Here is a 23,456-nt window from a genome sequence, read left to right on the forward strand (position 1 = left end):
ACCGGGGACTTCGGCTGCTCAGAGCTTCTGGAAGGGGTCGTGGTCGGCGAGGATCTTCTCCAGTCTGGCCTGGTCGACCCGGCTGACGAGCTGGCCGGCCTCCTGCCGGTCCCTGACCACCTTGGCCAGCGTGAACGCCGAGGTCGTCAGGTACAGGACGGCGATACCGAGAAAGCCGCGCACCCACGCGCTGGCTTCGAGCTTGATGATGCCGACGGTCACGGCCGCCAGCGCGAGGCCGAAGGAGAGGACGGCCTGACCGTAGAAGGCCGCGGTGTTCTGCTGCTTGAGGGGAGTCTCCGTCATGCCCTCAGCATCGGGGGCCGTGGCGGGCACCACATCCGTACCGGTACTCAGCCGGTACTCACCTGGCGTGCGCACGGCGGTGATCAGTTCTCCGCGGGCCCTACGATGTCCGCCATGGCCAGACCGCGCAAGCCCCTGCTCAGCCGGGAACGCATCATCGAGACGGCGGGCGCGCTCGTGGACGCCGAGGGCCTCGCGGCGGTCTCGACCCGCCGGCTCGCCGCCGAGCTGGGGGTGAGCGGGCCCTCCCTCTACAACCACTTCCGCACCAAGGACGAGATCCTCGAAGCGGTCGCCGACGCGGTCAGCGCGCGGGTCGATCTGTCGATGTTCGAGGAGGGCGACGGACGGGACTGGCGTACCGCGCTGTACGACTGGGCCGTCTCCTACCGCGCGGCCCTCGCCGACCACCCGCGTCTCGTCCCGGTCCTCGCCGTCGGTCCCGGCCGCCGGCCCGCCGGGCTACGGGTCGCCGACGCCGTCTTCGGCGCGATGGTCCGGGCCGGCTGGCCGCCCGCGCAGGCCACCCATATCGGCGCGCTGATGCGGTACTTCATCACCGGCTCGGCGCTCGGCTCGTTCGCGCGCGGTTTCGTCGACGACGCGACGGCGTACGACCCGGCCGACTATCCGCACCTCGGCCAGGCCCATCTGCTGGCCGAACGGCAGCAGCGGGTGGACGAGGGCGCCTTCGAGACCGGGCTGCGGGCGCTGCTCGACGGTCTCGCGCTCCAGTACGAGCGGTCCGCGTCGGCGTACGACCCGGCGTCCGCACCGGCGTCGGCACCGGCTTCGGCTCCGGCGCCGGCTTCCCCTCCCGCCGGCACCACGCTTCGGCCCGCGCCGAAGCGTCCCTGACGCATCCTGGACCCATGGCACGCACCGAGCACCAGAGCCACTCCGGATACCCCGCCCGGTCCGGGCGGTCCGGGCGGTCCGGCCCGCGGCTCGCCGCCCTGGCGTCGCTGCTCGCCGACGACACCCGCGCCGTCTTCTGTCTCGCCCTGCTGGACGGCCGGGCATGGACGGCGGGCGAGCTGGCACGGTACGCCGGCGTCGCTCCGTCGACCGCCAGCGAGCATCTGGGAAAGCTGATCGCGGGCGGACTGCTCGCGGAGAAGCGGCAGGGGCGGCACCGCTATGTGCGGTTCGCCGACCCCCGGGCCGCCCATCTGGTGGAGGATCTGGCCGCGCACACCACGCCCCCGCAGGAGCCGCCCCGCACGCTGCGCGCGGCCGGGGCGAACAGCGCCATGGCACGGGGGCGCACCTGCTACGACCATCTCGCCGGGCGCCTCGGACTGGCGATCACGGACGCGCTGACCGTACGCGGACTGCTCCGCCAGGACACCGGCTTCGCCCTCACCGACCGGGGCGTGGCGTGGTTCGGCGAGCAGGGCATCGCGCTGGAGCGCACCGGCCGCCGGCCGCTCGTACGGTCGTGTCTCGACTGGACCGAGCGCAAGCCGCATCTGGCCGGGGCGGCGGGCGCGGCGCTGTGCCGGCACGCGCTGGACGCCGGATGGTGCGTACGGATCGGCTCCGAGCGCGCGGTGAAGGTGACCGAGGACGGCGAGCGCGAGCTGTACGAGAGGCTGGGCATCGAGCCGTCGATATTGCGGTGAGAGCCGCAGCGTTGTCCGCGTACCTTCACCGTATGACGCACTCGACGATCCCCGCCCGCCCCTCCCCCGCGACCTGGCTGCCCGTGGCCGCGGCGGGGGTCACGGTCGTGCTCTGGGCCTCGGCCTTCGTCTCGATCCGCAGCGCCGGCGCGGCCTATTCGCCGGGTGCGCTGGCCCTCGGCCGGCTGCTCGCGGGCGCGCTCGTGCTCGGCGCGGTCTGGCTCGTACGGCGTGAGGGCCTCCCGCCGCGCGCCGCCTGGCCCGGGATCGTGGTGTCGGGTCTGCTCTGGTTCGGCGTCTATATGGTGGTGCTCAACTGGGGCGAGCAGGAGGTCGACGCGGGTACGGCCGCGATGGTCGTGAACATAGGCCCGATCCTCATCGCCCTGCTCGGCGCCCGGCTGCTGGGCGAGACGCTGCCGCCCCGGCTGGTGGCGGGCATGGCGGTGTCGTTCGCGGGCGCGGTGGCCGTGGGGCTCTCGATGTCCGGCGAGGGTCATGCCTCGGTGCTGGGGGTGCTGCTGTGTCTGCTGGCGGCGGTGGCCTACGCGGGCGGCGTGGTGGCGCAGAAGCCCGCGCTGGCGACGGCGAGCGCGCTCCAGGTGACCACCTTCGGCTGTCTGGTCGGCGCGGTCGCCTGTCTGCCGTTCGCGGGGCAGTTGCTCCACGAGGCCGCGAGCGCCCCGCTGCCGGCCACGCTCAACATGGTCTATCTGGGGGTGTTCCCGACCGCGCTGGCGTTCACGACCTGGGCCTACGCGCTGGCCCGTACGACGGCGGGCCGGATGGGCGCGACGACATACGCGGTCCCGGCGCTGGTCGTCCTGATGTCCTGGCTGTTCCTGGACGAGATCCCGGGGCTGTTCACGCTGGCGGGCGGCGCGCTGTGCCTGGCGGGGGTGGCGGTGTCGCGCTCGCGTCCGCGCCGTGGCGCGGTGGTCGCCCGGCACGACGGCCCCGCGGCCGGCGGGGACAGCACGGCGACGGACGGGGCGGCCCGGGTCGACTGAGTGCCCGTGGCCGCGGTTCGAGTGAGCGACCACGCCGGAACTCACGGCGGATTCCGGTGCCCTTTCGGGTTGCCGGCCGTGATCGGGAGGTCGCGCGGTGACAGCGAAGACGGCCGGGGCAGCGGGGCGTTGGCCCTGTCGGCACGGAACGACTGGATCAAGTAGGCCATCAGACGACGGGATGCCGCGCCGTCGTCCGGCAGGGCGTTGATCAGAGCGCAGTGCGCCAGCAGGGCCACGACGAGGTCGGAAGGGTGGAAATCGGCCCGCAGGGCGCCCGCTTCCTGGGCTCTGCGTACCAGGGTCGAGAAGTCCCGCTCGACGCGCTCCCGGGACCGCGCGTGTCCCACCGGGCTGTCGGGGAAGGCGGCGACGAACGCGGCCGGGAACCCCTTCTCCGCGCGCTGGAGCTCGCAGACTGTTTCGATCAGCCGCTGAAAGCCCCGCCATGGGTCGGGGGCGGCCAGTGCGTCGTCGAGTGCCTGGGCGCAGGTCTCCATCTGCCGCGTGAACGCGCCCCGCACCAGGGCGTCCCGGGTCGGGAAGTGCCGGTAGAGCGTCGCTACGCCGACTCCGGCCCGGCGGGCGACGGTCGCCATCGGTGCGTCGATCCCTTGCTCGGCGAAGACCGCACGGGCGGCGGCGAGGACGCGCTCACGGTTGCGCCGGGCGTCGGCCCGTACCCCGCCCTGGTCTGTGATCCGAGAGGATTTCGCCATCGATGTCTCTCGCTTCCGGTCCAAGTGGACGGTTCCATCCACTTGAGAGCCTACGGTCGGTCCCGGATTCCCGTACGGGCACCGTGACAGAGGTGGGAAACGATCGATGGACGACCGCATGATGCAGGCAGTGCTCTTCGACCGTTACGGCGGCCCCGATGTGCTCCACGTGGGCCGGGTGCCACGCCCCGAGCCGGCCCCCGGTGAGGTGCTGGTGCGGGTGGGCGCGTTCAGCGTCAACGGCGCCGAACTCGCGGCCCGTGCCGGCCGTATGGCTCTGCTGACCGGCCGGAAGTTCCCCCAGCGCATCGGGTTGGACCTCACCGGCGAGGTCGCCGCGCTGGGCGCCGGTACGACACAGTTCGCGGTCGGCGACCGCGTATGGGGTGTCCTGGGGCGGACCGCCGGGTTCGGCAGCGCCGCCGAGTATGTGAGTGTGCCCGCCAAACGGCTCGGCCGGGTGCCCGATGGGCTGGACCTGGTCGACGCCGCCGCGTTGCCGGTGGCCACCGCCGTCATCACCGCGCTGCGGGAGAAAGCCGGGCTGCGTTCCGGTGAGCGCCTGCTGGTGCGGGGCGCGTCGGGCGGCACCGGCAGCGCCGGCGTCCAGCTCGGGCGGGCGTACGGCGCCGAGGTCACGGCACTCGCCCGCGCCGCCAATCTCGGCTTCGTCCGCGATCTCGGTGCTCACCGGGCCGTCGACCACCGGAGCGTCCGCCCGGCGGCACTGGGCCGCTTCGATGTCGTCCTGGACACCGCAGGGGGCGACCTGCGGGATTTCCGGCGTCTGCTGGCGCCCGGCGGGCGCATGGTCACCCTCGCCTTCGACCCGGCACGGGCCGCCGCGACGCTCGGCTACATCGCGGCCAGCACGGTCCACGGCCGTGGCCGGGTGCGCTTCTTCAGCGGCAACCCCACGCGGAAGGATTTCGACCGCCTCGCCCGTCATGTGGTCGAGGGAATGCTGAGCCCGGCCGTGGACACGGTCTTCCCGCTGGAGGAGACGGCGGCGGCGCACCGGGCGCTGGAGTCGGGCGGTGTGCGGGGAAAGTACGTGGTCAGGGTCGCTCGCCCCGGGAGCTGAGAGCTGCCGCCCTACGGGCCTACGGGTGGCCCGTTCCGGCCGGCGCGGCGAAGAGCCGGTCCAGGTGGTGGCGCAGGACCGCGGCGGCGGACTCGGGATCGCGCTGGCCGACCAGGACGCTGGTGCCGAGCCCCGCCGACATGGCGAGCAGGCTGATCGCCTCCGTCCGTACGTCCACCCCGGGCGCGGTGAGACCGGCGTCCCGCGCCTGCTCCAGCAGTCCGGCCACGGCGTCCTCGGCGGCATTGGGGCTGTCGATGAAGGGCTGGGCGGCGAGCGCGTCGTCCGTCATCGCGAGTACGGCGTACGAGGTGTAGACGAGATGGAAGGTCCGGCTCTCCTCGTCGGTCGGCAGCGACTCCATCAGCAGGGCCTCGATCACCGCGCGCGGCCCCGGGCTGTCCCCGGCGGCCCGCAGCCGGGCGGTGACCCGCGCGCCGAGTCCTGCGGCCAGCCGCTCCAGCCCGTGGAGCAGCAACTTCTCCTTGGTCTGGAAGTAGTACTGCACCAGCCGGAGGGAGACTCCCGCCTCGGCGGCCACGTCGCGCATCCCCACCCCGTGCAGCCCGCGCCGCCCGGCCACCCGGACAAGCGCGTCGGCGATCTCGGTGCGTCGTTCCTCATGGTCCACGCGCTTCGGCATCGGCCGCTTCTCCGCCCCTCGGCTCTTCCCGGTCCGCCCGTACGGGCCGGGCAGGCCGTACGGGGCGAGCTTCATGGTACCGCCGTACCACCATCATGGTACGCTCGTATCACGAAACGGGATCCTCCTGGAGGTGGCCAGCCGTGCCCAAGACGACACCCCGCGACCACGACCGGGCCGATGTCGGCCGCTATGTGAACGAGGCCCTGCGCGAGCGGTACTTCGCCGCCTGCGACGCGGTCCACGCCCTCGGCCCGGCCGCACATACGGAGGTGGACGTGGAGACCGGTTCCGGGACCACGCACGTCTACCGGTACGGCCCCACGGACCCCGCCGCCGCGTCCCGCACCCCGGTGGTGCTGGTGCACGGCGCGGGCAGCAACTCCTCCATGTGGTACCCGAACACCGCCGCCCTCAGCGCGCGGCGCCCGGTCTACGCGATCGACACCCCCGGCGACCCGGGCCGCAGCGTCCAGCGCGCACCCATCCACGAGCCCGAGCGGGCCGCCGAGTGGCTGGACGAGGTGCTCGCCGGTCTCGGCCTCGACCGGGTCCATCTCATCGGGTCCTCCTACGGCGGCTGGCTCACCCTCAACCAGGCCCTGCGCGCGCCCGGCAGGCTCGCCTCCGCCACCCCGCTCGACCCCGGCGGGCTGGAGAAGGTGGGCGCCCGGTTCTTCGGCTGGATCTTCGCCAGCGCGCTGGCGACCTTCGCACCGGCGGCGATACGCCGGCGGCTGGCGGCCTTGCTGAACCAGCCGGTCCTCATCGTGCCGGAGCTGCGCGCGATGGTGATGCTCGGCGCCCGCGCCTACCGGATCCGCCGGCCCGCCCCGCTCCCGCTGACCGAGGACGAACTGCGCGCCATCCGCACCCCGCTCTGCCTCCTTCTCGGCGAACGGAGCCTGCTGGTGCACCCGGAGCGGCAGCGCGAGCGGGTTCCCCGTCTGGTGCCGGGCGCCCGCGCCGAGATCATCGCCAACACCGGCCACGGGCCGCAGATCGACCACGCGGACCTGGTCAGCAGCCGGATCCTGAGCTTCCTGGACTCCGTGGACCGACGAGAGCCGTAGGGCCTCGGGCTACGCGTCCTGGAAGACCACCAGGGCCCGGCCTCCCCGGCCCGCGAGCATGGTGTCGAACGCCGCCGGGATGCCGTCCAGCGCGATCCGTTCGGTGACCAGCGCGCTCAGGTCGAACCGGCCCGCGCGGATGTGCTCCGCGAGCACCGGCAGGTCCTTCGCCGGGTCGCTGTTGCCGTAGACGCAGCCGGAGAGCGTACGGCCCCAGTGGAACAGTTCCAGCGCGTGGAAGGTGACCCGCTGGTCCTTGCCGCCGATGCCGACGACCGTCGTACGGCCACCGCGCCGGGTGGAGTCCCAGGCCGTACGGATGGTCGTGGCGCGGCCGACGCACTCGACGGCCACATCGGCGCCCCGGCCGCCGGTGAGCCGGCGGATGTCCTTGGCGGTGGTGTCGGAGGCGACGACGTATGCGGTGGCCCCGGCCGCGCGGGCCAGCGCCTCCTTCTCCGGGGAGACATCGACGGCGATGACCGGGCCCGCACCGGCGATCCGGGCGGACTGGAGGACGGCGAGCCCGACCCCGCCGACACCGAAGACCACCACGGACTCGCCCTCGCGGACGCGCGCCGCGTGGTGGACCGCGCCGTATCCGGTGAGGACGGCGCACCCCAGGAGGGCGGCGTCGGTGAGCGGCACCCCGGCCGGGAGCGGCAGGACGCAGTTGGCGGCGACGACGGTCTCCTCGGCGAACGCCCCGACGTTCAGGCCGGGGTGGAGCTCCGTGCCGTCGGCGGTACGGGCGTGGATGCCCGTGGCGCCCGCGAGCGCGCTGTCGCAGAGCCAGACCTCACCGATCAGACAGGCCGGGCAGGTCCCGCAGGACGGGGCCCAGTTGAGGACGACACCGTCGCCGGGCGCGACATGCGTGACGCCCTCGCCGACGGAGACGACCGTACCGGCGCCCTCGTGGCCCAGGACGGCGGGGAGCGGGATCCGCATCGTGCCGTTCGACAGGGACAGATCGGAGTGACAGACACCGGCGGCGGCGAGCCGGACCCGTACGCGGCCGGGACCGGGCTCGGGCAGCTCGATCCCCGCGATCTCCAGCGGGGCTCCGACGGCGGACAGGATGGCGGCGCGGACCACGAGCGTTCTTCTCCCGGCTCAGAACTGGAGTGATTTGGTCTGAAGGTACTCGGCGAGCCCGTGCGCGCCGAGTTCACGGCCCACCCCGGAGCGCTTGTAGCCGCCGAACGGCGCGAGCGGATTGAAGCGGCCTCCGTTGATGTCGACCTGTCCGGTGTCCATCCGGCGGGCGAAGGCGACGGCCTCGCTCTCCTCGCCGGCCCAGACGGCGCCCGCGAGGCCGTAGACCGTGCCGTTGGCGATCCGGAGGGCGTCCTCCTCGTCCTCGTACCGCAGGAGGGAGAGGACGGGGCCGAAGATCTCCTCCTGGGCGATGGTCATCCCGGGGGTGACCTCCGTGAAGACGGTCGGCGCGACGTAGTAGCCGGTGGGGTGCGGGGCGTCGAGGCCGCCGGCGACCAGCTTCGCGCCCTCCGCCATGCCCCGCTCGATATGGCCCCGCACCCGCGCGCGCTGCTTCTCGCTGACGAGCGGGCCGAGCCGGCTCGCGCTGTCCAGCGGATCGCCCGGGACGTACTTCGCGGCGGCGGTCCTCGCCAGCTCCACCGCCTCGTCGTACTGGTCGGTGTGGACCAGCATCCGGGTCCAGGCGCTGCACGTCTGGCCGGAGTTGGTCATGACATTGGCGACGCCGACATGGACGGCCCTGGCCAGATCGGCGCTCGGCAGGATCACATTGGCGGATTTGCCGCCCAGTTCGAGGGCGACGCGTTTGACGGCGGCTCCGGCGGTGGCGCCGATCTGCCGGCCGACCTCGGTGGAGCCGGTGAAGGAGACGAGATCGACGTCCTCGTGCTCGGCGAGGGCCTGGCCCGCGACCGGTCCGAGGCCGGTGACCAGATTGAACACCCCGGCGGGCAGGCCGGCCTCATGGACCAGCTCGGCGAAGAGCCGTGCGGTCAGCGGGGTGTCCTCGGCGGGTTTGACGACGATCGTGCAGCCCGCCGCCAGGGCCGGGCCGGCCTTGGCCACGATCTGGTGCAGCGGATAGTTCCACGGCGTGATCGCGCCGACGACGCCCACCGGTTCCAGCAGCACGGTGGAGTTGCCGATCCGCTCCTCGAAGGCGTACGTGGCGGCCAGTTCGGCGAACGAACCGGCGACCGCGATCGGCGCCCCGGCGTGCACCTTCCCGGACAGTGCGAGGGGGGCGCCCAGTTCGGCGGTGACGGTCGCGGCGATCTCGTCCCGACGGGACATCATGGCGTCGCGCAGGGCGGTGAGATACGCCGCGCGCCCGGCGGGCGGGGTGGCGGCCCAGCCGGGGAACGCGGCACGTGCCGCGCGTACGGCGGCGTCGACATCCTCCGCCGTACCGGCCGGGACGGTCGCGATGACCCGCTCGTCGGCGGGGTTCACCACGGTGATCGTGTCCGTCCCCGCCGCGGGCCGCCACTCGCCGCCGATGTACATCCCGTCGTATGCCTTCATCGCCATTCCTTCCGGGGCCCGACCTCGCGCCGGGGGTGCCCGACCTCACCCCTCAAACTAACGGTGCGAGTTTTCCGGCGCCAGGGCACCAGGACACCAGGGCTCCCGGTGGGGCACGGGGGCGTGGGGGCACGGGGGCGTGGGCGAATGCAGGCGTGGCGGGGGCGTCACATGTCCACCAGTCCCGGCATGTCCCTCGGCGCCGGGCAGATCCGCCGGCCGTAGTCGTCGAAGACATAGAGATGGGCGAGATCGACGAGGAGCGGCACCTGCGCGCCCGTCCGCAGCCGCATGTCGGGGCCGGTACGGACGACCAGATCGCTGGCCGAGATGGCGGGACGCTCCGGGCTGTAGGTGGCCGGGCGCGGCGGTTCCGGGTCGTCGAGCGTCACGACCGGTCCGCTGACCCGGCCGATCGCGCGCTCCTTGAGCCGCTCCAGCATGCCGGGGCCGCTCCTGCCGCGCCGCCGCGTGGGCACCCTGGGCCGGGGGGATTCGAGGTCGGCCACCACCGCGGGCCGGGAGCCGATGTTGAGATGCACCAGCGCCTCGTGGCCCTGGTACTCCATGTGCTCGACGATGCCGCTCAGCGCCACCTCGCCGGAGCGGGCCTGGCTCGGCGGGGCGATCCGGGCCGCCTCGGAGCGCAGCCCGACGATGATCTGCCTGCCCTGCTGGATACGGAGCAACTGGTGGTCGGAGCTGAGGGGTTCGGGCAGCGGAAGGCGCTGCCTGCCGAGGTCGATGGACATCCGTCCGTCCAGCGGCGCGAACACCACGGCCTGGAGCAGATTGATCCGGGGGGTGCCGATGAACGCGGCCACGAACACGTTCTCCGGCAGCGCGTACACCTCGCGCGGCGCGCTCACCTGCTGGAGCACTCCGCCGCGCATCACCGCGACCCGGTCGCCGAGCGACATCGCCTCGGCCTGATCGTGCGTCACATAGACGGTGGTGACGCCCAGTTCGGTGGTGAGCTGGGCTATCTCGGCGCGCAGATGGCTGCGCAGCTTCGCGTCGAGGTTGGAGAGCGGCTCGTCCATCAGGAAGGTGGAGGGCCGCCGGGAGATGGCCCGGCCCATCGCGACCCGCTGGCGTTCGCCGCCGGAGAGCTGGCTCGGATAGCGGTCGAGCACGCTCTCGATGCCGAGCATCCGGGCGGTGGCGTCGACCCGTTGGGTGCGGTCCTCGCGCGGATTCTCCAGCATGAGGGGAAAGCCGATGTTGTCGCGGTTGGTCATGTTCGGGTAGAGCGCGAAGTTCTGGAACACCATCGCCATGTCGCGTTCGCGCGGCGGGGCGTCGTTGGAGAGCTCGCCGTCCAGGAGCAGTTCGCCGTCGGTGATGTGCTCCAGCCCGGCGATCATCCGCAGCACGGTCGATTTACCGCACCCCGAGGGGCCGAGGAGCACCACGAACTCGCCCGGGGTGATGTCGATCGAGAAGTTGTCGACGGCGCGTGTGGAGCGTCCGTACACCTTGCTGACGCTGTGCAGAGAGATGGCGCGAGTCATGAATGGTTCCGCCCGGGAAGGAGATGGGTGGAGCGGGTGGGACGCCTGAAGTTAGCCGACTACGCGCTGTCAGGGAATGACTCGCGCGAAGGTTGGGGGACCTTGCGGGACTTAGGGCCTTTCGTTTGGATCAGGCCGGATCAGGGAGCGGGGTCTGGTGCCGTGGATCGCAAGGCGGAGGAGGGAGGCGACGCGGAGCGTCGTGGACCGACGACAACGCGGCGAGGCGCGGTGCCAGACCCCGCGAGCCCGGCAAGATCCAAACGAAAGGCCCTGGGGCTTGTCCGGTCGGCTTCGCGGGCGCACAGGAACGGGGAGCTCCCGTTCGGGCGGATCAGGAGGCGTCGCGGGCCGGGGCGGGGCGGCGGTCCGGGTCGGCGCCGGTACCGGGCGGTGGGACCGCGGGCTTGCGCAGGCCGAGTCCGGCCGCGCCCACCAGCAGCGCGCCGAGCATGACGAACGGCGCGGCCGTCCCCGCGACCCCCGCGACCAGACCGGCGGAGGCCGGGGCGGCGACCTGGCCGAGCCGGTTGCCGGTGAGCCGCAGCGCGAGGGCGGTGGAGCGGGCCTCGTCGGGGGCGGCCCGTACGACGGTCGTCATCGACAGCGGCTGGCCGACGCCGAGACAGAACCCGAGCGCGGCGAGCATCAGGGCGAGCCCCCACACCGGTACGGGCAGGGCGATGCCCGCGCACAGCAGGCCGCCGAGCAGACAGGTCACGGTGAGCAGGACCGTACGGCCGAGCCACCGGAGCATCGGGCTCATCACCAGCCGGCACGTGATGGTGGCCGCGGCGCGCAGGCTGAGCAGCAGACCGATCACGGTGGGCGCGATCCCCCGCTCCTCACCGATGACGGGCAGATAGGCGGTGAGGACATCGGTCGCGGAGAGCACGGCCAGGCTGATGAAGATGCCCGCCGGCACACCCCGGGTCCGCAGGATGCGGCGGACGGGGACCTTGGCGGACCGTGGGGACGCGGCGGCGTTGGGGGCCGTACGCGCCTCTATCCGCCACAGGGAGACGAAGGAGACCGCCGCGGCGGCGGCCGAGACGAGCAGCGCGAGGGCGCTCGTACGGGCCATCTCGCCGCCCTGGCCGGAGACCAGCAGCCCGGCGGCGACCGGTCCCGCCAGCTGTCCGAGGGAGGCGCCGATGGTGAAGTGGCCGAAGTTGCGGTCCTGTTCGTCCGGGGCGCTGCGGCGGGCGACGATCGACTGGGCGCCGATGACGAAGCAGAGATGGCCGAGGCCCATCACCCCGCTCCAGGCGGCCAGTTCGGCCAGTGAGCCCGACGTACCGCTGAGCGCGCAGCCGGCCGAGATGAGAACCACACCGGCCACCAGCAGGGGGGCGCACCGTCCGTGGTCGGTCCTGCGGCCGAGCGGTACGGCGGCGAAGAGCGGCAGCAGCGCGTACACCGCCGTGATCACACCGATCGCGCGCTCGTCCGCGCCCACGGAGAGCGCCCGGTAGGAGACGGCCGGCCGCGCCATCGACACCGCGCCCTGCGCGAAGCTGAAGGCGATGACCAGACGGAGGAGCCAGCCTCTCCCACCGGGCGCCCCGACCGGGGCCGGAGCGGAAACCATCAGATGATGCCGAAGAGGACTCCGGCGGCGAGCACCACCAGCGAGGTGAGCGCGGCCCACTTGACGGTGAACTTGGTGTGGTCGCCGAACTCGACCTTGGCCATGCCGACGAGGACGTAGACGGCGGGCACGAGCGGGCTCGACATGTGGAGCGGCTGGCCGATGAGCGAGGCGCGGGCTATCTCCAGCGGGGAGACGCCATGGGCGGCGCCGGCCTCAGCGAGCACGGGCAGGACTCCGAAGTAGAAACCGTCGTTGGACATGAAGTACGTGAGCGGCACGCTCAGCAGCCCGGTGACGATGGCCATGTGCGGGCCCATGCCGTCCGGAATGGCGTCGACGAGCCAGTCCGCCATGTGCTGGACCATACCGGTGCCGGTGAGGACGCCGGTGAAGACAGCGGCGGCGAAGACCATACCGGAGACGTTCAGCACGTTGTCGGCGTGGGCCGCGATCCGGGCCTTCTGCTCGGCCATGTTGGGGTAGTTGACGGTGAGGGCGAGGGCCGCGCCGAGGAGGAAGAGAACCGGGATCGGCATCAGTTCCATGATCATCGCGGTGAGCAGGGCGACCGTCAGCCCGGCGTTGAACCAGTAGAGCCGGGGGCGCAGGGTCGCGCGGTGGGGGTCGAGCCCCTGGAAGCCGTCGTCGTCGGAGGTCTCGGCGTCGTCCGAGGCGTCCGTACCGCTGCCGCCACTGGCGCTGGTGCCGGTGCCGCCGGTGGCCTTGCCCGTACCACCGGTAGCGCCACCCTTGCCGGAGCCCGAGCCGCTGCCGCCGGCCGTCGCGCTCGTACCGCCTCCGGCCTTGACCAGGACGGTCTCGCTCGTGGTCCCCGTCTCCAGCGCCTCGTCGAGCGTGAGGACGCCCAGTCGCTTGCGCTCCCGCAGGCCCAGCACATAGGCGAGGATGAACACCGCGAGCAGTCCGACCCCGAGCGCCGGAATCATCGGGACGAACACATCGCCGGCGTCGACCTTGAGCGCGGTCGCGGCACGGGCCGTGGGACCGCCCCAGGGCAGGGTGTTCATCACGCCGTTCGCGGTGGCGGCGACGCCGGTCATCACGATCCGGCTCATCCCGAGCCGCTTGTAGAGCGGGTACATCGCGGAGACGGTGATCATGAAGGTGGTCGAGCCGTCGCCGTCCAGCGAGACGATCGCGGCGAGCACGGCCGTACCGACGACGATCCGCATCGGGTCCGCCTTGCAGAAGCGCAGAATGCCCCGGACGATCGGATCGAAGAGTCCGACGTCGATCATCACGCCGAAGTAGACGATGGCGAACATCAGCATGGCGGCGGTGGGCGCGAGGTCGCCGACGCCCTTGATGACATAGTCACCGAGCTGTCCGCCCTGCCCTACGAGCACGCAGAAAAGTGCTGGGATGAGCACCAGCGCCGCGATCGGCGACATCTTCTTCATCATGATCAGCACCAGGAAGGTGGCGATCATGACGAAGCCGAGGATGGTCAGCATTTAGGAGGCCCCTCACGTTCACCCTTGAACTCCCGCCGGGGGCGGCGGTCCGGATGACGTTAGGGCTGGCCTCCAACCGTTAACAAGATGTTGACACGCGAGCAATACGAGCAAAAGCCCAGGTCACAGCGGTGGTGGTAGGGGAGGGCTACAAGAGCGGGGTGGCCGCCGACAGCTCGACCGGGAATCCGTTGAGCACCGCCGTGCCCGAGAGCGGGTCGAGCCGGGAGCCGTCGAGCAGCTGATTGACATTGACTCCGGGCCGGGCGCTCGCCACCGCCGCACGCGTGCCCGGACGGTCATGGCCCCAGCCGTGCGGCAGGCTCACCACCCCGGTCCGTACCGTGTCGGTGATCTCCACCGGCGCCTCCAGCGCGCCCCCGTCGGCGGTGATCCGGACCGCTCCGCCGTCCTTGAGCCCGAGCCGGGCCGCGTCGTCCGGATGGATCTGGAGCGTGCAGCGGTTCGAACCGCCGTTCAGCGCGGGGAGGTTGTGCATCCAGCTGTTGTTGGAGCGCAGATGGCGGCGGCCGACGAGGACCAGTGCGGCGGGCCGCGCGGCGAGGGCGGCGCGCAGCCGGGGCAGATCGGCGGCGAGAGGCGCGGGCAGCAGCTCGATCCGCCCGCTGCGGGTCTTCAGCGGCTCGGGGAGGCGCGGGCGCAGGGGGCCCAGATCGATGCCGTGCGGATGCTCCAGCAGCCGTTGGAGACTGAGCCGCGGAACGCCGGCGCTCTCGGTGTCACCGTCCGCTTCCGTGCCACCGTCCGTCTCCGTGCCACCGCCCGCCGCTTCGGCGGCGAAGCCGTCGCCGTACGGGCCGAGCCGCAGCTTCAGATCGAGCCGCCGCTCGGGTCCGCTCGCGCCGGTGAGCAGCGCGGACAGCTCCCCGGGATCGCGTCCGTGCACGGGCGAGCACGGGTCGGCCACCGCCCTGGCGAGCGCCCGGTCGATCGCCATCTCGTCCACGGCCGAGGGGGAGACGCCGTCCCTGCCGCTCACCGCGAGGACCAGCCGGGCCAGGATCTCGCTCTCGTCGAGCCGGCCCTCCTCCAGCGGGACGGCGGCGCGGGTGTAGCGGACCTGGTTCCGTACGGCGAAGCCGTTGAAGGCGAAGTCGAAGTGGGCGCTCTGCGCGGGCGGCGGTGGCGGCAGGACGACATCCGCGTGGCGCGAGGTCTCGTTGAGATACGGATCGACGCTGACCATGAAGTCGAGACCGGTCAGCGCCCGGTCGAGCCGGTCGCCGTCGGGCGCGGACAGGACGGGGTTGGCGGCGAGGGCGATCACCGCGCGGATCCGGCCCTCCCCCGGCGTCTCGATCTCCTCGGCGAGCGCGGCCAGCGGCAGTTCGCCCTTGGCCTCCGGATGTCCGCCCACCCTGCTGGTCCAGCGGCCGAGCCTGAACCCCTTGCCGGGCGCGGGAATCCGGGGCGGCCGGTCGGTGGCGGAGAGCGGGAAGAGCGCGCCGCCGGGCCGGTCCAGGTTGCCGGTGAGGATGTTCAGTACGTCGACCAGCCAGCTGGCGAGTGTGCCGTGCTCGACGGTGCAGCTGCCGATCCGGCCGTACACGGCGGCGGTGGGAGCGGCGGCCAGCTCGCGGGCGACCGTACGGATCTCCCCGGCGTCCATGTCACAGGCCGGGGCGACCGCCTCGGGGGTGAAGTCCCGTATCGCGTCCCGCAGTTCGGCCAGACCCTCGACCTGGCCGGCGAGCGGTCCGAGGGTGGTGAGCCGCTCCTCGAAGAGGACCTGGGCGAGGGCGGCGAGCAGCAAGGCGTCCGTGCCGGGCCGGATGGGGATATGCCGGTCGGCGAGGCGTGCCGTGCGGGTACGGCGCGGGTCGACGACGGTGAGCGTGCCGCCGCGCCCGCGCAGCGCCCTCAGCTTGCCGGGGAAGTCGGGCGCGGTGCAGAGACTGCCGTTGGATTCCAGTGGGTTGGCGCCCAGGAGCAGCAGATGGTCCGTACGGTCCAGATCGGGCACGGGGATGGCGAACGCGTCGCCGAAGAGCAGCCCGCTGGAGACATGCTTGGGCATCTGGTCCAGGGTGCTGGCCGTGAAGAGATTGCGGGTGCCGAGCGCGCCCAGCAGATGCTGCGGATAGAGGGCCCCGGCCATGGTGTGGACATTGGGGTTGCCGAGGACGACCCCGACGGAGTGCGGCCCGTGCTCTTCGACAAGCGGCCGTATCCGGGCGGCTGTCAGCGCGAACGCCTCCTGCCAGCTCGCCTCCCGCAGCTCGCCGTTCCGGCGGACGAGCGGAACGCGCAGCCGGTCGGGGTCGGCGTCCAGCTCGCCGAAGGACGCGCCCTTGGGGCAGATGAAGCCCCGGCTGAAGACATCGTCGCGGTCGCCCCGGGCGCCGGTGACCCTGGTCCCCTCGATGGTGAGGGTCAGTCCGCACGTGGCCTCGCAGAGGGGGCAGATGCGCGGGGCGGTACGGGCCTGCCCCGGCTCCGGAGTGCGTGGTGCGTCTTCGGGAAGCATGGGCCCTCCGGGCGGCGGCAGCGGTGACGCGCGAGAGCACCGAGCATACCGACCGGTACGGACAGCACCAGGGGAAAGGGGAAACGGGCAGGGGAACGGTGAGAGGCACGGGGGGAGGAACAGGACGGGGAACGGGACGGGGACGAGAACTCCGGCCGGACCGCGCGCGTCAGTCGAACGTCCTGGCGAGATAGGCGCGCAGCAGCTTCCTGGTCTCCCCGACGATCCAGGGATCACCGGCCGGATCCATCCGGAACGCCAGCTGGAGCAGCGCGTCGGCGGCCTCGACGGCGACCAGGATCGTACGGTGCAGCGCCGGGTCGGGCACCCGGCCGAGATGGCCGGCAAGCAGTGCGGCGAGCCGTCTGGCGACCCGGTGATTGGGGTGGGTCGCCGGGTCGACGGGGATACGGTCGAGGGGCTGCGGCCGGGAGCCCACCGGGACTTGGGCGCCGAAGTCCACGAGCGAGAAGCCGGGCACGGTGCGCTTCATGAAGAGGTACTCGTCCAGTACGGCGTCGATGGCGCCCCGCCAGTCGTTCGGATCGAGCGCCACGAGCCGGTCCGCGATGCCCTCGGTATAGCTGTCCAGATTGCGTCTTCCGAGTGCGTCCGCCATGGCCCGCTTGTTGACGAAGAAACGGTAGACCGAGCCGATGGGAACGCCCGCGCGGGCGGCGACGGCCCGGGTGGACAACTGCTCGTATCCGGTCTCGTCGAGGAGCGCCCCGCAGGCGTCGAGGATCCGGGCCAGCCGCTCCGTACTGCGCTGCTGCACAGGCACTCTGCGGAGCCCTCCGACCTCGGATTCTTCGTCGGCCTCCGCGTCCTCCCCGGGATCGGCGCCGGGGACGGAATCGGGCTCGGGCTCGGGTTCGGCGCCGGCGCGGGGCTCGGCATCGGGCTTCGTATGCGTACGGTCGCGTGACACGGGATCCATGATGCCGCTCGCTCCCGTTGACGTAACGCGGCACTAATCCTACGGTTGAGCATAGGATTAGCCTTCCGGGATTCCTTGATCGAGGGGCGGACGCGGATGACGAACGACATCGAGCACGCGCGGAAGACGGCCGGGGATCTCGACCACTCCTCGGGCTTCGGCAACGAACACAGCTCCGAGGCCGTACCGGGGGCGCTGCCGGTCGGCCGTAACGCGCCCCAGCGCGCGCCGCTCGGTCTCTACGCGGAGCAGCTCAGCGGCAGCGCGTTCACCGAGCCCCGCGCGCACAACCGGCGCTCCTGGCTGTACCGGATCCGGCCGTCGGCCGCGCATCCGCCGTTCGCCCGTATCGACAACGGCTCGGTCCATGGCGCCCCGTTCACCGAGACCGTCCCCGACCCCAACCGGCTGCGCTGGAACCCGCTGCCCGAGCCCGCCCCCGGTACCGACTTCCTGGCCGGTCTGTGGACGCTGGGCGGCAACGGGGACGCGGCTCAGCGCACGGGGATGGCGATTCACCTCTACTACGCCAACTCCCCCATGACCGACCGGGTGTTCAGCGACGCCGACGGCGAACTGCTGATCGTTCCCGAGCACGGCGGTCTGCTGATCCGTACGGAGCTGGGCCTGCTCGCGGCCCGTCCCGGCGAGGTGGCGCTGATCCCGCGCGGTATGCGCTTCCGGGTCGAGCTGCTGGACACGACGGCACGCGGCTATGTCTGCGAGAACTACGGCCGGCCGTTCGTCCTGCCCGACCTCGGGCCGATCGGCGCCAACGGCCTGGCCAACGCGCGTGACTTCCGCGCGCCGGTCGCCGCGTACGAGGACATCGAGCGGCCGACCCAGGTGGTCAACAAGTTCTGCGGCAATCTCTGGGCCGCCACCTATGACCACTCCCCGCTCGATGTGGTGGCCTGGCACGGCAATCATGTGCCGTACGTCTACGATCTGCGCCGCTTCAATGTCATCGGGACCATCAGCTACGACCACCCCGACCCGTCGATCTTCACGGTGCTGACGTCGCCGTCCGAGACCCCGGGCCTCGCCGGAGTCGACTTCGTCGTCTTCGCGCCGCGCTGGCTGGTCGGCGAGGACACGTTCCGGCCGCCGTACTTCCACCGCAATGTGATGAGCGAGTACATGGGCCTGATCGAGGGCGCGTACGACGCGAAGACGGCCGGCAAGGGGGGTTTCGTCCCCGGCGGCGGCTCGCTGCACAACATGATGTCGGCGCACGGCCCCGACCGGGAGACCTTCGACCGGGCGAGCGCCGCCGAGCTCACGCCGCAGAAGATCGACGACGGGCTGGCCTTCATGTTCGAGACCCGCTGGCCGGTGACGGCGACCGCGCAGGCGGCGGGCGCCGCCCATCTCCAGCGCGGCTACGACAACGTATGGCAGGGTCTGGAGCGCCACTTCAGGCCATGACCCTGAGTTTCGGACACACACTCGTGGAGGTGCCACCGTTTTGGAGTCGCCACAGCCGGGGAGTCGCCGGTGACCTCCTTCGCCCCGGACTCACTGATCCTGAACCGCAAGCTTCCGCTCTGGTATCAGGTCTCGCAGTCGCTGCGCGCCTCGATACTGGGCCGCCGGCCGCACGATCCGCTGCGGCTGCCGACCGAGGAACAGCTCGCCTCGCATTACGGCGTCAGCGTGCTGACGATGCGTCAGGCCCTCAAGGAGCTGGAGGAGGAGGGCCTGATCAGCCGGCACCGGCGGCGCGGCACCTTCATCGAACCGGGCGCGCGGCGCGGCGCCCCGCGCCGGCTGCTCGGCTCGATCGACGCGATCGTGGCCCAGCAGTCCGGTGAGCTGACCACGCTCCTCGGCCATGGCCCGGCCCCGGTGCCCGGCGAACTCGCGGAGTACTTCCCGGGGGCGGACGAGGTGGTCGCCTACCGCAGGCTGCGCTGCGACGGCGAGAGCGGCGAGCCCGTCAACTGGGCGGAGAACGCGGTCCGTCCGGATATCGCGGCCGGTCTCGATGTGGCGGATCTGGAGCGCTGGCCGATGACGAAGGTACTGCGCGATCTGGTCGGTATCCGGATCAGCCGGATCACGGACACGGTGGAGGCCCGGCTCGCGGACCCGGTCACGGCCGAGCTGCTGCGGGTGCCGCTGCTGAGCCCGATCCTGCACTACACGGGGGTGACGTACGACGAGAGCGGCCGGGTCGCGGATGTGGCGCGGATCCACTACCGGGGGGACCGGTTCTCCTTCTCGGTCACGGTGGAGGCGGACCTCATGAGCTAGCGGCTCAGGCTCTCTCAGTGGCCGATAGCATGCGATGGGGGGGCGCACAGACCGACGGGAGGGACGGTCCGCATGACGGCGACGCGGTCCGGGGCGACGGACGAGAGCCCGCTGCTCGGCGATCTCATGCCGTGGTCGACGCCCCCGCTGCGGTTCGGCAGGGAGTGGATCCTCGCCCCCGACCGGCCCTCCCTCACCGCCCGCTGGGACCGGCTCGTACGGGCCCAAGGCGCCGAGCGCGAGGCGCTGTTCGGGCCGACCCGGGCGCGTACGCCGTACAGCGCGGTCGCCGCGCTGCCGGGCCGGGCCACCGGCACCGGGCGGTTCGCGCGGGAGTCGGGGCGCTGTCCCGAGCCGGTGCGGGTGCTCCACGGGCCGTTCGACGAGCAGTGGCTGATCCCGGACCACCGGCTGATCGACGCGGCCCGCCCCGAACTGTGGCGGGTGGCCGACGAGCACCAGGTCTTCGCCGTGGAGCAGGGGTTCGTACCGCAGGCCGCCGGGCCCGCGCTGCTGGTCGGGGCCCTGCTCCCGGACGGCCGTTCGCCGGCCGGGCGGCCGGGCAGGATCCGGCCGCTCTACCGCCGCCCCGGTGGCGTGGAACCCAATCTGGCCCCCGGGCTGACCGCCCTGCTGGCCGCGCGGTACGGCCATGAGGTCACCGCCGAGGAACTGCTCGCCTGGGCCGTGGCGGTCGCCGTGGGCACCCCGGCCGGCTGCGCGGTGCCGCTGACCGCCGACCCCGCCGTCTGGGCCTCCGGAGTCGAGCTGGGGCGGCGGATGACCGGGATCCAGCTGCGCGGGGCGCGCGGCGGTGAGCGGCCCCGGCTGCCCGGTGGCCGCCGCCCCTATGTGCGGGCCGCCGTTCCCGCCCGGCCGGAGGCGATCGACTACGACCCGGGGGACGAGGTGCTCCGGCTCGGCTCGGGCCGTATCTCCCCCGTACCCGCCGGGGCCTGGGAGTTCACGGTGGGCGGGGTACGGACGCTGGAGCTGTGGTTCGAGCGCCGTACCGCGCACCCCGAGCCGGGCACGCTCGCGGCGATCCGCCCGTCGCAGTGGCCGCGGGAGTGGACCTCGGAGCTGCTCGAACTGATCACGGTCCTGGCGCTGCTGGCCGAACTCCGGCCGCTCCAAGCGCGGTTGCGCGGAACCGGTCCGGAGATCGGTACGGCGGAGCTGCGCGCCGCGGGCGTTCTGCCGGTCCCGGCGGCGGCCAGGCGGCCGGCCTCCGTACTGGACCATCACGAGGAGGGACCGGAAGGCCAGTTCGCCCTGATCTGACCATGACCGGCCCGCTTCAGGAGGTCTCCGGCCGGGAGGAGGTCCAGGGCGTGTCGCGAAAATCCCGCCGCGCCTCGAACCCGTCCATGACCCGCGCGAGCGCCCTGTCGAAGACGCCTTCCATGTCGATCGGCCCCGAATCCTCCGCGAACGCCGCCGCCATCCGCGGATAGCGGCCGGACGCGATCTCCCGCCCCAGGTAGGCCGTACGTACGGCGTGCTCCTGCTCCGCCGACCAGGGCAGGGACTTGGTCCGCTCGGCCGTCTGGAGCTCATTGGCGACATATGTGGTCACGACGCCGTTGACCATCGCCACCAGCTCCATCTTCTCGCCGTACGGCGCGTCGATGGAGTCCAGGCAGCTCAGGCTGTATTCGAGGTACCGCATCGTGTTCGGGCTGAATCCGTAGACCGCCGACATCAGCCGCGCCATCCAGGGGTGCAGGTGCATGATCGCGCGGGCCCGGTGCGCGAGAGCGGTCAGATCGGCCCGCCAGTCCCCGGACGGCTTCTCGGGCAGGTCGTACTCGCCGGAGACCCGGTCGACCATCAGCTCGTACAGATCCTCCTTGCGCGGCACGTAGTTGTACAGCGACATCGTGCCGCAGCCCAGCTCGGCGGCGACATGGCGCATGGTCACGGCGTCGAGGCCGTCCGCGTCGGCGACACGGCAGGCCGCCGCCGCGATATCGGCGCGGCTGAACGCCGGCTTGGGACCGCGTCCTGATCGCTCCGGACGTGCCCAGATCACTTCGGGTTCAGCAGGTCGCCCCGCCATCGGTCATCACCTCGCCCACCATCTTAGTTACGTACAACGTACGTAGTGCGCTACGGTGGGCGGCATGACAACTACGTACGCTGTACTTAGTGAAGGTCTGGAGAAGCGCTACGGCGCCGATGTGCACGCCCTGCGCGGCCTGGACCTGGCCGTCGCGGAGGGCACGGTCTGCGGGGTCCTCGGGCCGAACGGCGCGGGCAAGACCACCGCCGTACGGATCCTGACCACCCTCACCGCCCCCGACGCGGGCACCGCCCTGGTCGCCGGGCATGACGTCCTCACCGATCCGCGCGCGGTGCGCCGGTCGATCGGGGTCGCCGGCCAGTACGCCTCCGTCGACGGCGAGCTGACGGGCCGGGAGAACCTCCGGCTCTTCGCCAAACTGCTCCGGATCAGGGGCCCGGCGGGCCGGGCCCGCGCCGATGAGCTTCTGGCGAGCTTCGAGCTGACGGACGCGGCGGACCGGGCCGCGCGGACCTACTCCGGCGGGATGCGGCGGCGGCTCGATCTGGCCGCCAGTCTGCTGACCCGGCCCCGGGTGCTCTTCCTGGACGAGCCGACCACCGGGCTGGACCCGCACAGCCGCAACCAGATCTGGCGGGCCGTACGCGAGCTGGCCGACGCGGGCACCACGGTCCTGCTGACCACGCAGTATCTGGAGGAGGCCGACCGGCTGGCCGACGACATCGTGCTGATCGACCGGGGCCGGGCCGCCCACCGCGGCACCCCGGCCGAACTCAAGGCGCGTATCGGCTCGTACGCGGAGGTCGTCCTCGCCCCGGAGCCGACGGAGGCCGCCGACGAGACGGCGATCCTCGCGGCGGCGGCCGTACTCGACCAGCTGACCGGCGCCGAGCCCGCGCTCGACCGGGAGCGCCGGACCGCCGGGGCCGTGGCGAAGGACCCGGCGCTGACCCTGCCCCGGCTGGTACGGGAGCTGGACACGGCGGGGGTGCCGGTGGCCGACGCCAGTCTGCGTCCGCCGACGCTGGACGAGGTCTTCCTGCGGCTGACCGACCGTACGGACCCCCGCGCGCCCCGCACGCCCGGCCGGCACGACGAGCCGCACCACGAGCCGCACGACAAGCGTCACGACACGCGACACGACAAGGAGCACGCCGTATGAACGCGATCGCCTACGACAGCGGCGCCGTCCTCGGACGCCACCTCCAGCGGATCAGGCACGCGCCGGGCGTGGTGCTCCTCACCCAGGCCATGCCGATCAACATGCTGCTGTTCTTCGGCTATGTCTTCGGCAGCGCGCTGGCGATGCCCGGTGAGCAGTACCGCGCGTATCTCGTACCCGGGCTGCTCGCCGCGACGGCCGCGGGCGGCATCATGACCGGGATGTTCCAGGCGTCGCAGGATGTGCAGCGCGGGGTCGTGGACCGGTTTCTGACGCTGCCGATGAGCAGGGTCGCCGTACCGCTGGGACAGACCGCGGCGGATCTGCTGACCACGGCCGTGGGGATCGTGCCGCTGCTGCTGGTGGGGCTCGCGGTGGGGTGGCGGATCGAGGGCGGCGTACTCGGCGCGCTGGGCGCCGTCGGGCTGCTGCTGCTCTTCCGGTTCGCGGCCAACTGGCTCGGCACGTATCTGGGCCTGCTCATCCGAAATGAGGAAGTGGCCGGTCAGCTCGCCTCCACGACATTCATCCTGCCGCTGCTCTCCAACGCGTACATCCCCGCCGAGGGGCTGCCCGGCTGGCTGCGCGCGGTCGCGGAGTGGAACCCGATCAGCGCGCTGGCCGCGGCCGTGCGCGATCTCTGCGGCAATGCCGCGCCTGCCGCGGACGCCGCCTGGCCGGTGGCGCATCCGGTGGCCGGATCGCTGATCTGGTCGCTGCTGCTGCTCGTCCTGTTCGTGCCGCTCGCGGTTCGGCGGTACGCCAGAAGCGACGCGTGAGGGAGAGCCGGGTGCGCGGCGGCCGGTCCTGACCGGTGTCGGGGAGTGGATTCACCGGCCGGGGCCGCCGCTTGAGGAAGGATCACGCACCGGGCGGACGCTCCGGCGCACTGCCGCGGGCCGTTGGGGATGACGGACGAGTGGAGTGCGGCACTGCGCCGGGCGGCGTGATCGCCGGGCGTCTTCGGGAACGCGCTGCCTCCGTGAGGCGGTCACGCTCTCACGGTGCGGCG

Annotated in this window: 21 protein-coding genes; 10 read left to right on the plus strand and 11 right to left on the minus strand. The window is 72.3% G+C overall.

What is annotated here, in order from left to right:
- Nucleotides 1-18: 18 nt before the first annotated feature.
- Entirely contained in the window at nt 19-306 is a 288-nt protein-coding gene (locus tag ACFRKB_RS14185) for a YiaA/YiaB family inner membrane protein (RefSeq protein ID WP_365975289.1), read from the minus strand.
- A 114-nt stretch (nt 307-420) separates the two neighbouring features.
- On the opposite strand from ACFRKB_RS14185, the gene ACFRKB_RS14190 reads away from it, so the two are divergent.
- From ACFRKB_RS14190 to ACFRKB_RS14200, 3 genes are read left to right on the plus strand one after another with little or no spacing between them, the layout of a single operon-like run.
- Complete coding sequence (locus ACFRKB_RS14190) at nt 421-1,164, plus strand: TetR/AcrR family transcriptional regulator (RefSeq protein ID WP_383105957.1); 744 nt, start codon at nt 421-423, stop codon at nt 1,162-1,164.
- A gap of 14 nt (nt 1,165-1,178) precedes the next feature.
- Nucleotides 1,179-1,931, plus strand: coding sequence for an ArsR/SmtB family transcription factor (locus ACFRKB_RS14195; protein WP_383105959.1), 753 nt, complete (start codon nt 1,179-1,181; stop codon nt 1,929-1,931).
- 32 nt (nt 1,932-1,963) lie between these two features.
- Nucleotides 1,964-2,941, plus strand: a complete 978-nt coding sequence (locus ACFRKB_RS14200) for a DMT family transporter (RefSeq protein WP_383105960.1) — start codon at nt 1,964-1,966, stop codon at nt 2,939-2,941.
- A gap of 41 nt (nt 2,942-2,982) precedes the next feature.
- Here ACFRKB_RS14200 and ACFRKB_RS14205 read toward each other — a convergent pair whose 3' ends face one another.
- The gene (locus ACFRKB_RS14205; protein WP_383105961.1) at nt 2,983-3,660 is read right to left on the minus strand and encodes a TetR/AcrR family transcriptional regulator; all 678 of its coding nucleotides are present in this window, start codon (nt 3,658-3,660) and stop codon (nt 2,983-2,985) included.
- Nucleotides 3,661-3,766: 106 nt separating this feature from the next.
- Between ACFRKB_RS14205 and ACFRKB_RS14210 the strand changes: the two genes are divergently transcribed.
- The gene (locus tag ACFRKB_RS14210) at nt 3,767-4,744 is read left to right on the plus strand and encodes an NAD(P)-dependent alcohol dehydrogenase (RefSeq protein ID WP_383105962.1); all 978 of its coding nucleotides are present in this window, start codon (nt 3,767-3,769) and stop codon (nt 4,742-4,744) included.
- A gap of 19 nt (nt 4,745-4,763) precedes the next feature.
- Here ACFRKB_RS14210 and ACFRKB_RS14215 read toward each other — a convergent pair whose 3' ends face one another.
- Nucleotides 4,764-5,387 carry a TetR/AcrR family transcriptional regulator gene (locus ACFRKB_RS14215; RefSeq protein ID WP_383106048.1) on the minus strand — a complete coding sequence of 208 codons (624 nt, stop codon included), beginning with the start codon at nt 5,385-5,387 and terminating at the stop codon, nt 4,764-4,766.
- A 143-nt stretch (nt 5,388-5,530) separates the two neighbouring features.
- Here ACFRKB_RS14215 and ACFRKB_RS14220 point away from each other — a divergent pair, with 143 nt between their 5' ends.
- Entirely contained in the window at nt 5,531-6,460 is a 930-nt protein-coding gene (locus ACFRKB_RS14220) for an alpha/beta fold hydrolase (RefSeq protein ID WP_383105964.1), read from the plus strand.
- A gap of 9 nt (nt 6,461-6,469) precedes the next feature.
- Here the strand turns inward: ACFRKB_RS14220 and ACFRKB_RS14225 are convergent, their stop codons facing one another.
- The 7 genes from ACFRKB_RS14225 to ACFRKB_RS14255 form a co-directional block, all read right to left on the minus strand.
- Nucleotides 6,470-7,558, minus strand: coding sequence for a zinc-binding dehydrogenase (locus tag ACFRKB_RS14225; RefSeq protein ID WP_383105965.1), 1,089 nt, complete (start codon nt 7,556-7,558; stop codon nt 6,470-6,472).
- Between the two features lie 18 nt (nt 7,559-7,576).
- A complete protein-coding gene (locus ACFRKB_RS14230; protein WP_383105967.1) occupies nt 7,577-8,989 on the minus strand; it encodes an aldehyde dehydrogenase family protein in 1,413 nt (470 codons plus the stop codon).
- A 167-nt stretch (nt 8,990-9,156) separates the two neighbouring features.
- Nucleotides 9,157-10,503, minus strand: a complete 1,347-nt coding sequence (locus tag ACFRKB_RS14235) for an ABC transporter ATP-binding protein (protein WP_383105969.1) — start codon at nt 10,501-10,503, stop codon at nt 9,157-9,159.
- Nucleotides 10,504-10,837: 334 nt separating this feature from the next.
- Nucleotides 10,838-12,094: an MFS transporter gene (locus ACFRKB_RS14240; RefSeq protein WP_383105970.1), complete on the minus strand. Its 1,257-nt coding sequence runs from the start codon at nt 12,092-12,094 to the stop codon at nt 10,838-10,840.
- Nucleotides 12,094-13,572: a CitMHS family transporter gene (locus ACFRKB_RS14245; protein ID WP_383105971.1), complete on the minus strand. Its 1,479-nt coding sequence runs from the start codon at nt 13,570-13,572 to the stop codon at nt 12,094-12,096. The genes ACFRKB_RS14240 and ACFRKB_RS14245 overlap by 1 nt, the downstream gene beginning before the upstream one ends.
- Before the next feature lie 148 nt (nt 13,573-13,720).
- Entirely contained in the window at nt 13,721-16,060 is a 2,340-nt protein-coding gene (locus ACFRKB_RS14250; RefSeq protein WP_383105972.1) for a molybdopterin oxidoreductase family protein, read from the minus strand.
- 169 nt (nt 16,061-16,229) lie between these two features.
- Nucleotides 16,230-17,000 (minus strand): TetR/AcrR family transcriptional regulator, encoded by a 771-nt coding sequence (locus tag ACFRKB_RS14255; RefSeq protein WP_383105973.1) that lies wholly within the window; start codon nt 16,998-17,000, stop codon nt 16,230-16,232.
- Nucleotides 17,001-17,096: 96 nt separating this feature from the next.
- Between ACFRKB_RS14255 and hmgA the strand changes: the two genes are divergently transcribed.
- The 3 genes from hmgA to ACFRKB_RS14270 all read left to right on the plus strand — a co-directional run bounded on the left by hmgA (nt 17,097) and on the right by ACFRKB_RS14270 (nt 20,540).
- Nucleotides 17,097-18,428 (plus strand): homogentisate 1,2-dioxygenase, encoded by a 1,332-nt coding sequence (hmgA, locus tag ACFRKB_RS14260; protein WP_383105974.1) that lies wholly within the window; start codon nt 17,097-17,099, stop codon nt 18,426-18,428.
- Between the two features lie 69 nt (nt 18,429-18,497).
- Entirely contained in the window at nt 18,498-19,256 is a 759-nt protein-coding gene (locus tag ACFRKB_RS14265; protein ID WP_383105976.1) for a GntR family transcriptional regulator, read from the plus strand.
- Nucleotides 19,257-19,328: 72 nt separating this feature from the next.
- Nucleotides 19,329-20,540, plus strand: coding sequence for a type ISP restriction/modification enzyme (locus ACFRKB_RS14270; protein WP_383105977.1), 1,212 nt, complete (start codon nt 19,329-19,331; stop codon nt 20,538-20,540).
- Between the two features lie 16 nt (nt 20,541-20,556).
- Here the strand turns inward: ACFRKB_RS14270 and ACFRKB_RS14275 are convergent, their stop codons facing one another.
- Nucleotides 20,557-21,318 carry a TetR/AcrR family transcriptional regulator gene (locus tag ACFRKB_RS14275; RefSeq protein WP_383105979.1) on the minus strand — a complete coding sequence of 254 codons (762 nt, stop codon included), beginning with the start codon at nt 21,316-21,318 and terminating at the stop codon, nt 20,557-20,559.
- A 64-nt stretch (nt 21,319-21,382) separates the two neighbouring features.
- Between ACFRKB_RS14275 and ACFRKB_RS14280 the strand changes: the two genes are divergently transcribed.
- Both ACFRKB_RS14280 and ACFRKB_RS14285 read left to right on the plus strand, forming a co-directional pair.
- On the plus strand, nt 21,383-22,444 hold the full coding sequence (locus ACFRKB_RS14280) for an ATP-binding cassette domain-containing protein (RefSeq protein WP_383105980.1): 1,062 nt from the start codon (nt 21,383-21,385) through the stop codon (nt 22,442-22,444).
- On the plus strand, nt 22,441-23,223 hold the full coding sequence (locus ACFRKB_RS14285; protein WP_383105981.1) for an ABC transporter permease: 783 nt from the start codon (nt 22,441-22,443) through the stop codon (nt 23,221-23,223). The genes ACFRKB_RS14280 and ACFRKB_RS14285 overlap by 4 nt, the downstream gene beginning before the upstream one ends.
- Nucleotides 23,224-23,456: the final 233 nt, after the last annotated feature.

The sequence above is a fragment of the Streptomyces scopuliridis genome (assembly GCF_042790125.1).
In the GTDB taxonomy this organism is placed as follows: domain Bacteria; phylum Actinomycetota; class Actinomycetes; order Streptomycetales; family Streptomycetaceae; genus Streptomyces; species Streptomyces scopuliridis_A.

Excerpts from the sequence above, each read along its gene's own strand:
- ACFRKB_RS14185 (WP_365975289.1), bottom strand. The coding sequence starts at position 306 with ATGACGGAGACTCCCCTCAAGCAGCAGAACACCGCGGCCTTCTACGGT.
- ACFRKB_RS14190 (WP_383105957.1), top strand. The coding sequence starts at position 421 with ATGGCCAGACCGCGCAAGCCCCTGCTCAGCCGGGAACGCATCATCGAG.
- ACFRKB_RS14195 (WP_383105959.1), top strand. The coding sequence starts at position 1,179 with ATGGCACGCACCGAGCACCAGAGCCACTCCGGATACCCCGCCCGGTCC.
- ACFRKB_RS14200 (WP_383105960.1), top strand. The coding sequence starts at position 1,964 with ATGACGCACTCGACGATCCCCGCCCGCCCCTCCCCCGCGACCTGGCTG.
- ACFRKB_RS14205 (WP_383105961.1), bottom strand. The coding sequence starts at position 3,660 with ATGGCGAAATCCTCTCGGATCACAGACCAGGGCGGGGTACGGGCCGAC.
- ACFRKB_RS14210 (WP_383105962.1), top strand. The coding sequence starts at position 3,767 with ATGGACGACCGCATGATGCAGGCAGTGCTCTTCGACCGTTACGGCGGC.
- ACFRKB_RS14215 (WP_383106048.1), bottom strand. The coding sequence starts at position 5,387 with ATGCCGAAGCGCGTGGACCATGAGGAACGACGCACCGAGATCGCCGAC.
- ACFRKB_RS14230 (WP_383105967.1), bottom strand. The coding sequence starts at position 8,989 with ATGAAGGCATACGACGGGATGTACATCGGCGGCGAGTGGCGGCCCGCG.
- ACFRKB_RS14235 (WP_383105969.1), bottom strand. The coding sequence starts at position 10,503 with ATGACTCGCGCCATCTCTCTGCACAGCGTCAGCAAGGTGTACGGACGC.
- ACFRKB_RS14240 (WP_383105970.1), bottom strand. The coding sequence starts at position 12,094 with ATGGTTTCCGCTCCGGCCCCGGTCGGGGCGCCCGGTGGGAGAGGCTGG.
- ACFRKB_RS14245 (WP_383105971.1), bottom strand. The coding sequence starts at position 13,572 with ATGCTGACCATCCTCGGCTTCGTCATGATCGCCACCTTCCTGGTGCTG.
- ACFRKB_RS14250 (WP_383105972.1), bottom strand. The coding sequence starts at position 16,060 with ATGCTTCCCGAAGACGCACCACGCACTCCGGAGCCGGGGCAGGCCCGT.
- ACFRKB_RS14255 (WP_383105973.1), bottom strand. The coding sequence starts at position 17,000 with ATGGATCCCGTGTCACGCGACCGTACGCATACGAAGCCCGATGCCGAG.
- hmgA (WP_383105974.1), top strand. The coding sequence starts at position 17,097 with ATGACGAACGACATCGAGCACGCGCGGAAGACGGCCGGGGATCTCGAC.
- ACFRKB_RS14270 (WP_383105977.1), top strand. The coding sequence starts at position 19,329 with ATGACGGCGACGCGGTCCGGGGCGACGGACGAGAGCCCGCTGCTCGGC.
- ACFRKB_RS14275 (WP_383105979.1), bottom strand. The coding sequence starts at position 21,318 with ATGGCGGGGCGACCTGCTGAACCCGAAGTGATCTGGGCACGTCCGGAG.
- ACFRKB_RS14280 (WP_383105980.1), top strand. The coding sequence starts at position 21,383 with ATGACAACTACGTACGCTGTACTTAGTGAAGGTCTGGAGAAGCGCTAC.
- ACFRKB_RS14285 (WP_383105981.1), top strand. The coding sequence starts at position 22,441 with ATGAACGCGATCGCCTACGACAGCGGCGCCGTCCTCGGACGCCACCTC.